Source organism: Sphingomonas asaccharolytica NBRC 15499 (assembly GCF_001598355.1).
GTDB classification, from domain to species: Bacteria; Pseudomonadota; Alphaproteobacteria; order Sphingomonadales; family Sphingomonadaceae; genus Sphingomonas; species Sphingomonas asaccharolytica.
The window spans coordinates 18,798-33,791 of sequence record NZ_BCYU01000019.1; the positions used below are offsets into that span (position 1 = coordinate 18,798).

The window sequence follows — 14,994 nt, forward strand, 5'->3', positions numbered from 1 at the left end:
CCAGATGGCCGTGCTCGTCGCGGTCGCGCTGTTCGTCGCGCAGGCGATCAATTTCGGGTTGAGCCTGCGCGATCGCCAGACGTTCCGGCTGGAGCAGACCGTTGGGCCAGTCGTCGCACGCATCATCGACGCCTCGCAAGGACCGCGCGGCAGGCGCGACGAGCGGCAGCCGGATATAACGGCCGCACCGGCGTCAGCTGATGAGACTCCCTGGGACCGTTTCCGCTCGCACCCCTGGCCCTCCAATCCGATGCCGGCGGGCCTCGTGCGACAACCGGCGATCGAAGAGGCATTGCGCGCGCGACTGGTCGAAGCGGGAATCCCGGTCGAGCAAGTCATCACCGGCGTCCGTCCGCTGCTGTCCAACGACCCGCGCTTCGCTAAGATGTCGCGCGTCCGTGCCCAGCGCTATCGCTTTGCCAAGAGCGAATTGCTGATCGCCGTCGAGCAGCCCAAGGTCGGCTGGTGGGCGGCAGCCAATCCGTGGCAGGATTCGGAATGGCCGTTCCTCTCGCGGCTGATCGGCCAGACGCTGGTGCTCTATGCAATCGTGCTGCTACCCGTGCTGCTGGCGACGCGGCGTATCGCGCAGCCGCTACGCTCGCTAGCGCGCGCCGCGCAACGCTATCATCCCGGCGAATCCGATGCCGCGATCCCGGAAAGCGGGCCGCACGATGTGCGTACGCTGATCGTCGCGTTCAACGACTTGCGCACGCGCGTCAGCGCGATGTTGGAGGAAAAGGACCGCATGCTGGGCGCGATCGGGCACGATCTGCGCACGCCGCTGGCCGCTCTTCGCGTCCGCATCGAATCGGTTGAGGATGACGACGACCGCGCGCGCATGGCGGACACCATCGACGAGATGAACCGCACGCTCGACGACATATTGTCGCTGGCGCGGCTGGGGCGGCCGAGCGAGCAGGCGACCGAAGTCGACCTCGCCGCTTTGGTCGATGCGGTGGTCGAGGATTTCCGCGACCTCGGCATGCCGGTCGAGTTCACCGAGGTCGAACGGCTGACGATGCATTTGCGGCCGTCGCTGATGCGCCGAGCGATCCGCAATCTGATCGAAAATGCGGTCAAATATGGCGGCGGCGCGGACGTGTTCCTGAGGTCCGATGCCAAGACAGTCGAGATCGCGGTGTGCGACAACGGGCCTGGCGTCCCACCCGACCGCATCCCAGAGGTGTTCGAGGCATTCACGCGGATCGAGGGATCGCGCAATAAGGAAACCGGCGGCATCGGCCTTGGCCTGGCGCTGGCGCGCGCTATCGTGCGCGAGGCGCGGGGCGATATCCGGCTGGAAAACCGTCCGGAAGGCGGCCTTGCCGCGACGATTACGCTGCCGCGTTAGGCGCCACAGTAGGATCCTTCACCCGCAGCATTGCCAATGCAGCAAGCACCAAAACGACCGCGCCGCACGCCATCGTCCAGACGGGTTCCCCCGGGAAGAACGTGCGAATGATCGCGCCCATCACCGTCGCGACCAGCAGTTGCGGCACCACGATGAAGAAGTTGAAGATCCCCATATAGATGCCGAGCTTATGTTGCGGCAGCACGCCGGCCAGGATGACATAGGGCATGGTCAGAATCGAGGCCCAAGTGAAGCCGACCCCGATCATCGGCAGCAGCAACAATTGCTGATCGCGGATGACCAGCAGCGAGGCGAAGCTGACGGCGCCGATCACCAGGCACAGCATGTGAGTCTTCTGCGCGCCGATCCGTCTCGCAAGCACCGGCAGCACGAACGCGGCAAGCGCCGCGACGCCGTTATAGACCGAGAACAATACCCCGACCCAGTCGGCGCCATCATTGTACGCCTTGGCCGCGGTGTCAGTCGAATGGAACACGTATTGCGCCACCACTGGGGTGGTGTAGATCCACATGACGAACAGCGCGAGCCAGGAGAAGAACTGGACCAGCGCCAGCCGCTTCATCTGGTCGGGCATGCGCGATAGGTCGCTCATGATCTGGACGAGCGCGTTATCGCCGCCACCCCGCACCATCGCGGCGGCGATCAAGCCGAGGACACCGAAAGCCGCGAGCGCGCCGCCCAGCACGTAGAGATCGCGTTCGAACGTGAACCACCAGACGCATGCGACAACTGCCGAGCCTGCCAGCAACCACCACCAGCCACCGCGCGGCGCGATCGGCGTTTCATGCTCTCGCCCCGCATCGGCGTCGTCGAACGAGCGCATTTGCTCGGGCGAATATTCCCGCGTCGTCAGCACCGTCCACAGTACCGCCGCGAAAATCAATGCCGCACCGAGATAAAAGGCATAACGGACCGATTGCGGAATCTCGCCCGCGGGCGCGACGTTGCTGATCCCCAGCCTGGCCATGGCGAACGGCGCGAGGCTGCCGATCACCGCGCCGGCGCCGATGAATCCGGTCTGGAACGCATAGCCCGCGGTACGCTGCGAAGGCGCGACCATGTCGCCGACGAACGCGCGAAACGGCTCCATCGATACGTTGATCGACGCGTCGAGCATCCACAGCAACAACGCCGCCGCGAGCAACGTGGTCGCGTTAGGCATGCCGAGCAGCGCAAGCGCCGCGAGCAACGCTCCCGCCAGGAAATATGGCCGCCGCCGCCCGAACCGTCCCCAGGTGCGGTCGCTGAAATGGCCGATCAGCGGCTGCACGACGAGGCCGGTAACCGGCGCCGCGATGGCCAGCAACGCGAGGCTACCGACATCGCTTCCCAGTGTCTGAAAGATACGGCTGAGGTTGGCATTCTGCAGCCCGAACGCGATCTGGATGCCGAAGAAACCGAACGAAATGTTCCACAGCCCGCGCCAGGTCTGGCGCGGTTTCTCCACCGGAAGTCCGCTCATGCCCGGGGCGCCGTCGAGCGGCGAACGACTAAGCGTGGGGGCAGCATCGCCGCTTCGACCGATTGCGCGCGGATCTGGCGCAACAGCGTGTCGACCAAGGCCGCCCCGGCCTTGGCATAATCCTGGGCGATCGTGGTCAGCGGCGGGTGCGACAGGCTCGCCGCCGGGATATCGTCGAAGCCGACGATCGACACATCGCTCGGCACGTCGAGCCCTGCTTCCTCGAACGCTCGCATCGCGCCGATCGCGATCAAATCGCTGCCGGCGAAGACTGCGTCGAATGCCACGCCGCGCCGCAACAACTCGATCGCCGCTTCGTATCCCGACGCCTCGGTAGTGATGGCGTCGGCCTGCAATGCCGGATCGGGGTCGATGCCCGCCTCCAGCATCGCCGAACACGCGCCACGATAGCGGTCGGCGAGTTCAGGTGAGTGGCTGGACACTTGCCCCAGGAACGCGATCCGGCGGCATCCCAGCCCGATCAAATGCGCACTGGCGTCGCGCCCGCCGCGCACATTGTCGCAGCCGATCGTCGTGCCGGGCTGCCCGGTCTGGACCGAACCCCAGCGCACGAAGTGCGTCCCTTGCGCCTCGAGCTGTTCGAGCCGCGCCCGATAGGTCTCATAATCGCCATAGCCGAGCAGGATGATGCCGTCGGCCTTGTGGCTATCCTCATAATCGACGTGCCAGTTCGACGAGAGCTGCTGGAACGAGGTGAGCAGGTCATAGCCGCGCAGCGCGCAGGTCCGTGCGATCGACCCCAGCATGGAGAGAAAGAACGGGTTGATCAGCGAATCGTCGGGGGTCGGATCCTCGAAGAACAGCAGCGCCAGCGTGTTGGTGTGTCGGCTGCGCAGCGAGGAGGCGTTCTTGTCGACCTTGTAGTTGAGTTGCGCGGCGATCGCTTCGATCCGTTTGCGCGTCGCTTCGCTGACGGTCGGGTCACCACGCAGCGCGCGCGACACGGTCGGTTGAGATACGCCCGCGCGTTGCGCGATATCGAAGGACGTCGGTTTGTCGGTTAGCATCGCCCGACGGCTTCTCCCGCTGCCGGCCATCGCCTGCGGCCGGTTGGGCGCGAGTGTAGCGGGCAGCGCGGCGCCGCGATAGGGCCCGCGCGCATAACGAGTGTCCGGCAAATCGTGCCTCCCCAGCCGCCCTCTGTCACGGGGCAATCCTTGGAGCCTAGGCGAGCGGCTCGAGGGTCGGAACGCCATCACATACGTATTCAGCGAACACCGTTCGGTGCGCTTGGGATCGCGCGGAGAAACGTCGGTCGTGGCGATGCAACCGGGCAACACCCGCTTATGCATAATCCTGAATACGTATGTGGCCAACTTGGCCCCATCCCCGCTGCAACATAAGCGCAGCATATCTGCACGCGCCATGTGGGCCGCGTCGATGCCGCCAGCCAAACATGGTGCGGCCGCAAGGGGAGGAATTGATGACTGCTTTCCGTTCGAACCGTCGTACCCAGCTTGCGCTTCGCGCAAGCGGCATCGCGCTTGCCGGCGCGCTGACGGTGATCGCGTCGCCAGCGCTCGCGCAGACGGCGCCGACTGCCGCGGCGCCGCAGGCCGACGATCAGGCAAACGCCGATACCGCTCAGGACATCGTCGTCAGCGGCTTCAGGGCCGCGCTGGCCAGCGCGACCGCGAAGAAGAAGTCTTCCGAACAGATCCTCGAATCGGTGTCGTCGGAAGATATCGGCAAGCTGCCCGATAACGGCATCGGCGAATCGATAGCGCGCTTACCCGGCGTTTCGGCTCAGCGCAGCGCCGGCCGAGCCAACGTCATCTCGATTCGCGGTTTCGGCCCCGACTTTTCCTCCACCACGCTGAACGGCCGTCAGCAGACGACGACCAACGACAGCCGCGAGGTAGAGTTCGACCAATATCCGTCGGAAATTCTAGCCGGCGTCGACGTCTACAAGACTGCGGAAGCCGACAAGACCGCCGGCGGCCTGGTCGGCAGCATCGACCTGCGTACGGTCCGCCCGCTTGATTACGGCAAGCGCGTCATCGCGATCGGCGGGCGCGGCACCTATGTCGACCAGAAGCTGCAGCCCAGCTCGACCGACAAGGGCTTCCGCGCCTATGGCACGTTTATCGACACGTTTGCCGACGGCAAGGCCGGCATCGCACTGTCGGCCGCCTATACGGACGAGCCGTATCAAACCAAGGATTTCAACGCCTGGGGCTATGGCGGCTATCCAGGCGGCGCGTCGGGCATGAACGGTATCAAGTCCTGGTTCGAGTCGGATCGCCTCAAGCGCTTTGGGGCGAACGGCACATTTCAGGTCCGCCCCGACGACCATCTCACGATTACGATCGACGCTTTTTATTCGCGCTTTATCGACCGTATCGACCAGCGTGGTTTCGAGATGCCGTTCAGCTGCGGCGGCGGCTGCGGCCATGATTCGATCTCGAACGTCACCGCGACCAATGGCCTGGTCACCGCCGCTACGATCGCCGGCACGCCGCTGATCGAGAATTATGCCAACGACCGCGTCGCCAACCAATATTCGGTGGGTTGGAATGGCACCTGGAAGAACGACGCCGGCTGGCGCGTAATGGGCGACTTCAGTTGGTCCCGCACCGATCGCACCGATACTTCGCTGCAGACCACCGCCGGCCTCGGTCGCGCCCTGCCGAACCCGACCGCGATCGTGTCTTACACGACCACGCCGACCGGTCCGCAATTCACGAGCAACTATAACGGCACCAGCTCGGCACTCGTGTTGACCGACGTCGAAGGCTGGAGCGGATCGCCCGTCCAGGCCGGCTACAGCAATATCCGGGACACTAAGGACGATCTGATCGAGGCCAAAGCGGAGATCGAGAAGGAGATTGGCGGTTTCCTGAAATCGGTGAAGCTGGGCGTCGACTATACGGGTCGCACCAAGACGCTGAGCGCGAACGAAGGCTATCTCAGCCCGCCCAACGGTGCCCTCACCGCGGCGATCCCGAGCAACCTGCTGCTCAAGCCGATCACGCTTGACCGCGGCCTCGGCAAGGTCATCGCCTATGATCCCCGCACCTTGGTGTCGAACGGCGTGCTCGTCTTCGTTCCGAACACTTTCGGCAGCACCAAGGGCTATAACATCGAGGAAGATGTCTGGACTCCCTATGCGATGGCCTCGCTCAATGGCGATCTCGGCGGCGCCAAGCTGACGGGCAATATCGGCGTTCAGGCGGTTCGCACCGACGTGGCGTCAGGCGGCCAGGCCTTTCCAACGATCAGGGACGGCTACTGGATGGTTCTGCCCAGCATGAACCTCAACCTTCGGACCGACAGCGACTTCGTCGTTCGTTTCGCCGTGTCGAAGGAAATGATGCGCGCGCGCATTCCCGACCTCAACAACGTGTTCTCGGTTGGCATCGATCGCGCCACGTTGGGAACGCCTTTCTACAACGGCAGCGGCGGCAATCCGCGTCTGCGCCCATACCAGGCATGGGCGTTCGACCTGAACTTCGAAAAGTATTTTGGCGGCAAGGGCTACGTCGCTCTGCAGACCTTCTACAAGGATATTACCACCTACGTCGCCAGCGGCGTCATCCAGGGGTATGACTATGCGGGCGTTCCGGGACTGCCGACGACTCCTCCGATTCCGACGACCACCGTGGGCTGGCTTTCCACCAGCGTGAACACGAAGGGCGGCTATATGTACGGCGCGGAAGTCGCGGCGACCTTACCGTTCGAGGTGTTCTCGAGGGGGCTGACCGGGTTCGGCATTACCGCCGGCGGTGGCTATACCAAGACCAAGATCGCCGATTTCTATGGCAAGCTGAGCGTGATCCCCGGCTATTCGAAGTGGGTGGGAGGCGTTACCGCTTTCTATGAACGCTACGGTTTCAACATTCGCGGCAGCATGCGCTACCGTTCGACCTATCTCGGCGACTTCACCCTCTATAGCGGCGGGCTCGATCGTCAGACGGTCCTCGGTGAGACGATCTACGATGCACAGGTCGGCTACGACTTCTCGTCGGGCGCGCTCAAAGGACTGTCGATCTATGTTCAGGGCCAGAACCTGACCGATACGCGATCGGCGACCTTGGGTATCGTCACCCAGCCGCTCTCCTATCTGAAATATCAGTCTTATGGACGCCGGTTCGTTGCCGGGGCCACCTTCAAGTTCTGATGACGCGATCCGCCTCGCCGGTTAGTCCGGCGAGGCGCTTTCGCTGATTAAGGCTGCACATGACTGATCCTACGCCCCTCGACATCGTCATCGCCGGCGGCGGGACAGCAGGATGGACGGCTGCCGCCATCCTCGCCCGCTTCCTTGGGAACCGTGCGACGATCACCCTGGTCGAATCCGATGCGATCGGCACAGTTGGTGTTGGCGAGGCGACGATCCCGCAGATCCACAATCTGATCATCGGTCTCGGTTTGGACCAGGCCGATTTCCTGCGGCGGACCAATGCCACCTTCAAGCTGGGGATCGAGTTCAGCGACTGGCTGCGTCCCGGCCATCGTTACATCCACAGCTTCGGCCAGGTCGGGCGGGGCGTCGGCCTGATCCCGTTCCGCCAGCTCTGGCTGCGCGGCCGGCATCTCGGCGTCGCGGGCGATTATGGCGATTACAGCTATAATGTCGCCGCCACGCGCCTCGGACGGTTCGCGACGACTGACGGGCGCGACGGCAAGCCGACTGACCTCGCCTACGCATATCATTTCGACGCCGCGCTGTTCGCGCAGATGCTACGCGATTACGCCGAAGAACGCGGCGTGCGGCGGGTTGAGGGGCTGATCGAACGGATCGAGCGCAACGGCGAAACGGGCGATATCCGCGCGCTCCGGCTCGACCGCGACCGCGAAATTGCCGGCTCGTTCTTCATCGACTGCACCGGCTTTCGCAGCCTGTTGCTCGGCGATGCGCTGGGCGTGCCATTCGTCGATTGGCGCCGTTTCCTCCCCTGCGACACCGCACTGGCGGTGCCGAGTGAAATGCGCGCCGAGCTGCGTCCCTACACCCAGTCGATGGCTCGCCCCGCCGGCTGGCAATGGCGCATCCCGCTGCAGCATCGCACCGGCAACGGCCATGTCTTCTGCTCGGCCTTCATGTCGGTCGATGAGGCGAGCGAGTTGCTGCTCGCCAATGTCGAGGGCAAGCCGCTCGCCGATCCGCGCCCGATCCGATTCACCAGCGGACGCAGGCAGGAGTTCTGGTCGCATAATTGCGTCGCTTTGGGCCTCGCCGCGGGGTTCATGGAACCGCTCGAATCGACCAGTATCCACCTCGTCCAGTCGGGTCTCGGGCGCCTGCTCACCTTGCTGTCGGGCGACTTGTCGAACGTCGGCACGGCGCGCGACACGTTCAACCGCCTGTCGGTGATCGAGTGGCAGCGCATCCGCGACTTCATCGTCCTGCATTATGTCGCCAATGACCGCACCGGCGAGCCGTTCTGGGACCATTGCCGCTCGATCGAGCTGCCCGCGACGCTAGCGGAAAAGATCGCCTTGTTCCGCGAAGCCGGCGCGTTCGTCCGCGAAGAGGAAGAGCTCTTCCTCGACGATAGCTGGGGCCAGGTAATGATCGGCCAGGGCATCATGCCGCAAAGCTGGTCGCCGCTCGCCGACAATGTTCCCGGGCAGGATGTCGGCCCCTTCCTCGATACGCTCGCCAAATCCTATCGCGTCAAGGCGGAGACGCTGCCCAGCCATCGCGACTTCGTCACGTCGTTGACGGGCGACGCTCTGGAGAAACACGCATGATCCGCCGCTCGCTGCTCACCGCCTTGCTCGCCGCCGCGTTGGTGCAGCCCGCCCTGGCGTCGCCGGAGACCGCCCCGACAACGGCGCCGGTCACCGACTATCGCGATCGCCTGCCCGAGGACGAAGTGATCTATTTCGTGCTTCCCGACCGGTTCGAGAATGGCGATTCAAAGAACGACACGGGCGGCCTCAAAGGCGACCGGCTCGTCACCGGCTTCGACCCGACCGCCAAGGGTTTCTATCACGGCGGCGACCTCAGGGGGTTGCTCAAGCGGATCGACTATATCCAGGCGCTAGGCGCGACCGCGATCTGGGTCGGGCCGATCTTCAAGAACAAGCCCGTCCAGGGACCCAAGGGCAACGAAACCGCCGGTTATCACGGCTATTGGATCACCGACTTCACCCGGGTCGATCCGCATTTTGGCACCAATGCCGACTTCAAGGCCCTGGTCGACGCAGCGCATGCGCGTGGGATGAAAGTCTATATGGACATCATCGCCAACCACACCGCGGACGTGATCAAATATCGCGAATGCGAGGCGGACAAGCCCTGCGCGTACCGCAGCCGCGCCGACTATCCGTACACCCGCAAGGGCGGCCTCAGCGGTCCGGCGATCAACCCTGGTTTCCTCGGGGATAGCGTCGCCACATCGAAGAATTTCGCCAAGCTGGCCGATCCGAACTGGGCCTACACCCCTTATCTCCCCAAGGGTGAGGAGAAGGCAAAGGTGCCCGCCTGGCTCAACGACCCGATCTATTACCACAATCGCGGCGATTCGACCTTCTCGACCGAGGATTCGCAGCTCGGCGACTTCTCCGGCCTCGACGATCTGATGACCGAGAATCCGCGCGTGATTGCGGGGATGATCGACATTTTCGGCAAGTGGATCGACGATTTCGGAATCGACGGATATCGCATCGACACCGCGCAGCATGTCGACCCCGCCTTCTGGCAGGCGTTCGTCCCTGCGATGCTCGCCCGCGCCAAGGCCAAGGACATTCCCAACTTCCATATCTTCGGGGAGGTCTTCACCGGCGACCTCGACGTCGCCCGGCTCGCGGCGCACACCAGGGTCGACAAGCTCCCCGCCGTGCTCGACTTTGCGTTCGAGCGCGCGGTGGCCGACACCGTCGCGCGCGGCGCCCCGACGGGCGAATTGTTCCACTTGTTCTTCGGCGACCCCGCTTATGCGAATGGCGAGGCGACCGCGCGGACATTGCCGACCTTCCTCGGCAATCACGACATGGGTCGCTTCTCGATGTTCGTGAAAGCGGGCATGCCGCAGGCGAGCGACGACGAGGTCCTCAAGCGCGTCATCCTCGGCCATGCCATGCTGCTGACGCTGCGCGGCGTGCCGACGATCTATTATGGCGATGAACAAGGCTTCGTCAGCAAGGGCAACGACCAGCTGGCACGCGAGGACATGTTCGGCAGCAAGGTCGCGGTGTATAACGACACCAAGTTGCTCGGCACGACCAAGACGACCGCGACGCCGAGTTTCGGTACCGATAACCCGATCTTCAAGACGATCGCCGAGCTCGCCCGCATCCGTACTAGCCACCATGCGCTGACCCGGGGGCGCCAGGTGCCGCGCGCTTGGGGCGACAGACCGGGCCTGTTCGCCGTGTCGCGGTTCGATCCCGATACCGGCAAGGAAGTGCTGATCGCGTTCAACACCTCGACCGTGCCGCTGACCGCCAACGTGCTGGTCGACGACACATCCGCCGCTTTCACCGCGCTCCGTGGCGCGTGCGAAGCCAAAGCCACCGCGCCGGGTAGCCTCAAGGTCAGCCTCGCCCCTCTCGACTTCATCATTTGCGAGGCCCAGTGAACGACGCCGCCCGCCTGCCCTCCGTCCAGACCACGCGCGAATGGTGGCGCGGGGCGGCGATCTATCAAATCTATCCGCGCAGCTTCGCCGACACCAATGGCGACGGTATCGGCGACTTGCCGGGCATCACCGCGCATCTCGACCATGTCGCCAGCCTGGGCGTCGACGCGATCTGGCTGTCGCCCTTCTTCACCTCGCCGATGCTCGATTTCGGTTACGACGTAGCAGATTATTGCGATGTCGATCCGATCTTCGGCACCCTCGCCGATTTCGACGCCTTGGTCGCCCGCGCGCACGCGCTCGGGCTCAAGGTACTGATCGATCAGGTCTATTCGCACAGCAGCGATCGCCACCCCTGGTTCCTCGAGAGCCGCACCGACCGCACCAACCCGAAAGCAGATTGGTATGTCTGGGCCGATGCCCGTCCCGACGGCACGCCGCCCAACAATTGGCAGTCGGTGTTCGGCGGCCCCGCCTGGACGTGGAGCGCGCCGCGGCGGCAATATTACATGCACAATTTCCTGCCCGAACAACCTCAGCTGCATATGCATCTGCCGGCGGTTCAGGACGCGATGCTCGACGTCGCGAAATTCTGGCTCGATCGCGGGGTCGATGGCTTCCGCATCGACGCGATCAACTTTTCGATGCACGATCCCGCTTTGACCGACAACCCGTCAGCCCCGCCGGGTCCGCGCACGCGGTCGTTCGATTTCCAGCTGCATGTCCACAACCAGAGCCAGCCGGAAATCCCGGCGTTCCTCGAGCGGCTCCGCGCCCTGCTCGACCGCTACGGCGCGACCTTCACGGTGGCGGAGGTCGGCGGCCCCAGCCCCGAGGCCGAGATGCACGCCTTCACCCAGGGCGATCGCCGGCTCAATTCGGCCTATGGCTTCAATTTCCTCTATGCCGACAAGCTGACGCCGGCATTGGTCCGCGACGCGCTCGCGCAATGGCCCGATACGCCCGGCACCGGCTGGCCGAGTTGGGCATTCGAGAATCACGATGCGCCGCGCGCGATCTCGCGCTGGGCCGCGCCCCAGCATCGCGACGCCTTTGCGCGGATGAAGCTGATGCTGCTCGTCTCGCTGCGCGGCAATATTTTCCTCTATAATGGCGAAGAGCTGGGCCTCACTCAGGTCGATATCCCGTTCGAAGCGCTGCGCGATCCCGAGGCGATCGCCAACTGGCCGCTGACGCTGTCGCGCGACGGCGCGCGGACGCCGATGCCTTGGCGCGGAGACGCCAACGACCATGCCGGGTTCAGCTCCGGCGCGCCCTGGTTGCCGATCGGTGCCGACCACCTTGCGCTGGCGGTCGACCGCCAGAATCAGGACCCGCAATCGTTGCTCAACCTGACCCGACATTTTCTCGCATTCCGCCACGCGAGCGATGCGCTGATGCGGGGCGACGCCCACGTGATCGAAGCGAGTGAGACGGTCCTGGCGATCGAACGGTCGGCGGCCGACGAGACCATGCTGTGCGTGTTCAACATGTCGCCCGAACCGGTCGACTGGCGCCCTGCCCAACCCGATCGCTGGCGCGTGGAGGACACCGTCGGCGAAGTGATCGACTGGCGATTCGGTGGCTATGCGGCGACGATCGCCCGCCGGATATAGGCGAGCCCCCGCTCCCGACCTGATGCCGGGAGGCTGGTGTATCGGGGCCGCCGAGGGCCGCTACCGTCGACCGCTATCGCCAAGTCCAGCGTGAAAACCGCCAATCTACAAGCGCCCCGATAGCCACCGACACAGCTGGGAGTCCGTCGGCTGAATGTAAATCTGCGACAATTATCAGATGGTGCGGGCGGTGGGAATCGAACCCACACTCCTCTCGGAACCGGATTTTGAGTCCGGCGCGTCTACCAGTTCCACCACGCCCGCATGTCGATTTGGGCACCTCGCGGGGGCCGCTGACCGACGGTCGGGCCGTCTATAGGGGCGCTTTCCAAGGAATTCCATACCGTAGTTCAGGAGTTTCTCGGCGGCGATTTTCCAGCCCGGGTCGGCGGTAGAAGCGCATTCCATAGAGCGACATAACACGGCGGCGTTCAGCGGCCAGTGAGCCTGGTTGCGCAAGCGCATGCCTAATGGTAGCGCTAGCAAAAATAGAGACCGCCGTTCGTTGAGGCAAACAAGGTGGCGATCGCCGCCGTTCTCAAGGCGACCTGGGAGAGGCATGGAATGGCAAGATCAAGCGCAAGAACGACATCGACAGGTCCGCTCGCCGTTGCTCTTCTCGCTTTAGCGTTCCTAGCCAACGCGCCGGCTGCTGCTCAGACGCCTGCCCAGATCGATCGGAATGGCAGCATCGTTGCAGTCGAGGGGTACGGGCCGAATATCGTCCGGATCACGATCGCCACCGATCCGGTACTCGCCGCTGCGGCGCCCGGGCCCGGCGTCACTGGCCAGGCGGATCAGTCGGGCTGGACGCACGTCCTGGACTCAGGCGGCGACGTGTTCCGTTCGGCCGCACTCACCGTCGCGGTCGCCGCGCAGCCATGGCCCAAGGCACCGACCCAGATGGAGCGGTATTTCGCGCCGTCGCTGCCGCCCGTATCCATCACCATTGCCGGTGCCGATGGCCGCCCGATTACGGGTATGACCGGTTGGGAAATGGCGCCGCAAACTGTCAACGGCGAGAAGACCTTCCGCGTCGGCGCGAGCTTTTCCGATACCGCCGACACGCATTATTTCGGACTTGGCCAAAATCAGGAAGGCGTGCTCGATCTGCGCGGGCGGACGATCGACTGCCGCCATTATTACGACGCGCCCGCGGGCGAGCAGGTGTGCGTGCCGTTCCTCGTCACGAACAAGGGCTATGCGATCCTGTGGGACAATCCGGCCGCGACCACCGTGTCCGCCGGACTGCATAATGCCACCCGATTCCAGAGCCAGGTCGGCGAGCGTGTTTCGTTCTTCATCATCACCGGCGCGACCACCGACGACCTCTATGCCGGCTATCGTCGCCTGACCGGCACAACCCCGTTGCCGCCCAAGGCCGCCTTTGGGCTCATCCAGTCCAAAGCCCGCTACGAGACCCAGGCCGAACTGCTTGGGATCGCGCGCGAATATCGGCGGCGCGGCTACCCGCTCGACGCCATGGTGCTCGACTGGTTCTACTGGACGCGGATGGGCCAGCTCGACATCGACCGGACCTATTTTCCCGATCCCAAGGGCATGAACGACGAACTTCACGCCATGGGGATGCATTCGATCATCAGCGTCTGGCCACGGTTCGAACGCGAATCGCGCTATTTCGACATGCTCGCTGCCAAGGGCTGGCTGCTTCATGACAAGGACGGAAAGGTTGTCGACGGATTGGCCGTCCGTTCCGACCGCGCCGGCGCCTTGCTGGATTCGACCAATCCCGATGCCCGCGCCTGGTTCTGGCAACGCATCCGCGACAACATCCTGAGCCAGGGGTTCGACTATACCTGGCTCGACGAGACCGAGCCTGATCTTGTCCCCGACGGCTCCTTCTATTCGATCGGGTCGGGCGACCGGTATCACAACCTATTTCCGTTGCTGCATACGTCGGCCGTGGCCAAAGGGTCAGCCGCGGATCGCCCCAACTTCCGCAATATGATCCTGTGCCGTGCAGCCTATCTGGGCACCCAGGCGAACGGCTGCCTGTTCTGGTCTTCCGACGTGCAGTCGACCTGGGAGGCCCTTCGGCGGCAGGTGCCGACAGGGCTCGGTTTCACGGCCTCAGGCCTGGCATATTGGGGATCGGACACGGGCGGCTGGCAATGGCCGAGCGGTCCGCCGGCGCCGCGCCCCGTTCTGGTCGACCCGGCCGGCGCGAAGGCGATGGCGCCGGATTATCGCGACTATCCCGAGCTGTTCGTGCGCTGGTTCGAATATAACGCACTTACGCCGACCTTGCGCATTCACGGCCAACGGCCGGCGACCGCCATCTGGGACTATGGCGCGGCGGCAGAGCCGATCCTCGCGCAATGGCTGCGCCTGCGCTATTCGCTCATCCCCTATCTCTACCCGCTGGGCCGCGAGACCTATGACACCGGCGCACCCTTTATGCGCGCGCTGTTCATGGACTTTCCCGCCGACGTCCGGGCGACAACCATTGGCGACGAATATATGCTCGGGCCGGCCTTGCTCGTCGCGCCAGTGACCGAGCAAGGAGCGACCAGCCGCAAGGTCTATCTGCCCGCCGGCACCGACTGGTACGACTGGTGGACCAACGCGAAAGTGGCCGGGGGCGAGTGGATCGACGCGCCCGCGCCGATCGATCGCATTCCGGTGTTCGTCCGCGCGGGCTCGATCGTGCCGATCGGCGTGCAGGTGCCGAGCACCGCGACGCGTCAGGCGCTGGAGAAAATCCGGGTCTATCCGGGCCGCGACGCTCGCTTCGCGCTTTATGACGACGACGGGACCACCAACGACTATCGGGCGCGCGGCGGCAAGAGCGCCGAGCTGCGCTGGGACGAGGCCAGCCATAGGCTGACCGCATCCGGCGCCCTTCCGCCCGGGCAGGCGCTCGCCCCCCTGGTGGAGGTTGTCGGCGCAAGCAAATAGGAATCCGGACCATTTCTTGTCGCGGACATGCCATCATCACCATGCCGACCTCGTCGCGGAAGACGTGACGTC

The 14,994-nt window shown here is 64.4% G+C and carries 8 protein-coding genes and 1 tRNA gene; 6 read left to right on the top strand and 3 right to left on the bottom strand.

Features of this window, described 5'->3' with window-relative positions; genetic code table 11:
* Positions 1-4 precede the first annotated feature (4 nt).
* Positions 5-1,354: a sensor histidine kinase gene (locus tag SAS01S_RS07300; protein WP_084238611.1), complete on the top strand. Its 1,350-nt coding sequence runs from the start codon at positions 5-7 to the stop codon at positions 1,352-1,354.
* Here SAS01S_RS07300 and SAS01S_RS07305 read toward each other — a convergent pair.
* Both SAS01S_RS07305 and SAS01S_RS07310 read right to left on the bottom strand, forming a co-directional pair.
* Positions 1,338-2,837 (bottom strand): MFS transporter, encoded by a 1,500-nt coding sequence (locus tag SAS01S_RS07305; protein WP_066806687.1) that lies wholly within the window; start codon positions 2,835-2,837, stop codon positions 1,338-1,340. The two genes, SAS01S_RS07300 and SAS01S_RS07305, sit on opposite strands and share 17 nt — an antisense overlap.
* Positions 2,834-3,895, bottom strand: coding sequence for a LacI family DNA-binding transcriptional regulator (locus SAS01S_RS07310; RefSeq protein WP_066806734.1), 1,062 nt, complete (start codon positions 3,893-3,895; stop codon positions 2,834-2,836). The genes SAS01S_RS07305 and SAS01S_RS07310 overlap by 4 nt, the downstream gene beginning before the upstream one ends.
* Positions 3,896-4,281: 386 nt before the next feature.
* Here SAS01S_RS07310 and SAS01S_RS07315 point away from each other — a divergent pair, with 386 nt between their 5' ends.
* From SAS01S_RS07315 to SAS01S_RS07330, 4 genes are read left to right on the top strand one after another with little or no spacing between them, the layout of a single operon-like run.
* The gene (locus SAS01S_RS07315; RefSeq protein WP_169804912.1) at positions 4,282-6,978 is read left to right on the top strand and encodes a TonB-dependent receptor; all 2,697 of its coding nucleotides are present in this window, start codon (positions 4,282-4,284) and stop codon (positions 6,976-6,978) included.
* 59 nt (positions 6,979-7,037) lie between these two features.
* The gene (locus SAS01S_RS07320; RefSeq protein ID WP_066806691.1) at positions 7,038-8,555 is read left to right on the top strand and encodes a tryptophan halogenase family protein; all 1,518 of its coding nucleotides are present in this window, start codon (positions 7,038-7,040) and stop codon (positions 8,553-8,555) included.
* Positions 8,552-10,387, top strand: a complete 1,836-nt coding sequence (locus SAS01S_RS07325) for an alpha-amylase family glycosyl hydrolase (RefSeq protein ID WP_066806693.1) — start codon at positions 8,552-8,554, stop codon at positions 10,385-10,387. Before SAS01S_RS07320 ends, SAS01S_RS07325 begins: the two co-directional genes overlap by 4 nt.
* Positions 10,384-12,003 carry an alpha-glucosidase gene (locus tag SAS01S_RS07330; protein WP_084238614.1) on the top strand — a complete coding sequence of 540 codons (1,620 nt, stop codon included), beginning with the start codon at positions 10,384-10,386 and terminating at the stop codon, positions 12,001-12,003. Before SAS01S_RS07325 ends, SAS01S_RS07330 begins: the two co-directional genes overlap by 4 nt.
* Before the next feature lie 179 nt (positions 12,004-12,182).
* Here SAS01S_RS07330 and SAS01S_RS07335 read toward each other — a convergent pair.
* Positions 12,183-12,267, bottom strand: a tRNA-Leu gene (locus SAS01S_RS07335).
* 300 nt (positions 12,268-12,567) lie between these two features.
* Here SAS01S_RS07335 and SAS01S_RS07340 point away from each other — a divergent pair.
* Positions 12,568-14,922, top strand: a complete 2,355-nt coding sequence (locus SAS01S_RS07340) for a glycoside hydrolase family 31 protein (protein ID WP_066806694.1) — start codon at positions 12,568-12,570, stop codon at positions 14,920-14,922.
* Positions 14,923-14,994 lie beyond the last annotated feature (72 nt).

What these genes read in the sequence shown, in the direction of transcription:
- SAS01S_RS07300 (WP_084238611.1), top strand. Translation starts at nt 5, where the DNA reads ATGGCCGTGCTCGTCGCGGTCGCGCTGTTCGTCGCGCAGGCGATCAAT.
- SAS01S_RS07305 (WP_066806687.1), bottom strand. Translation starts at nt 2,837, where the DNA reads ATGAGCGGACTTCCGGTGGAGAAACCGCGCCAGACCTGGCGCGGGCTG.
- SAS01S_RS07310 (WP_066806734.1), bottom strand. Translation starts at nt 3,895, where the DNA reads ATGGCCGGCAGCGGGAGAAGCCGTCGGGCGATGCTAACCGACAAACCG.
- SAS01S_RS07315 (WP_169804912.1), top strand. Translation starts at nt 4,282, where the DNA reads ATGACTGCTTTCCGTTCGAACCGTCGTACCCAGCTTGCGCTTCGCGCA.
- SAS01S_RS07320 (WP_066806691.1), top strand. Translation starts at nt 7,038, where the DNA reads ATGACTGATCCTACGCCCCTCGACATCGTCATCGCCGGCGGCGGGACA.
- SAS01S_RS07325 (WP_066806693.1), top strand. Translation starts at nt 8,552, where the DNA reads ATGATCCGCCGCTCGCTGCTCACCGCCTTGCTCGCCGCCGCGTTGGTG.
- SAS01S_RS07340 (WP_066806694.1), top strand. Translation starts at nt 12,568, where the DNA reads ATGGCAAGATCAAGCGCAAGAACGACATCGACAGGTCCGCTCGCCGTT.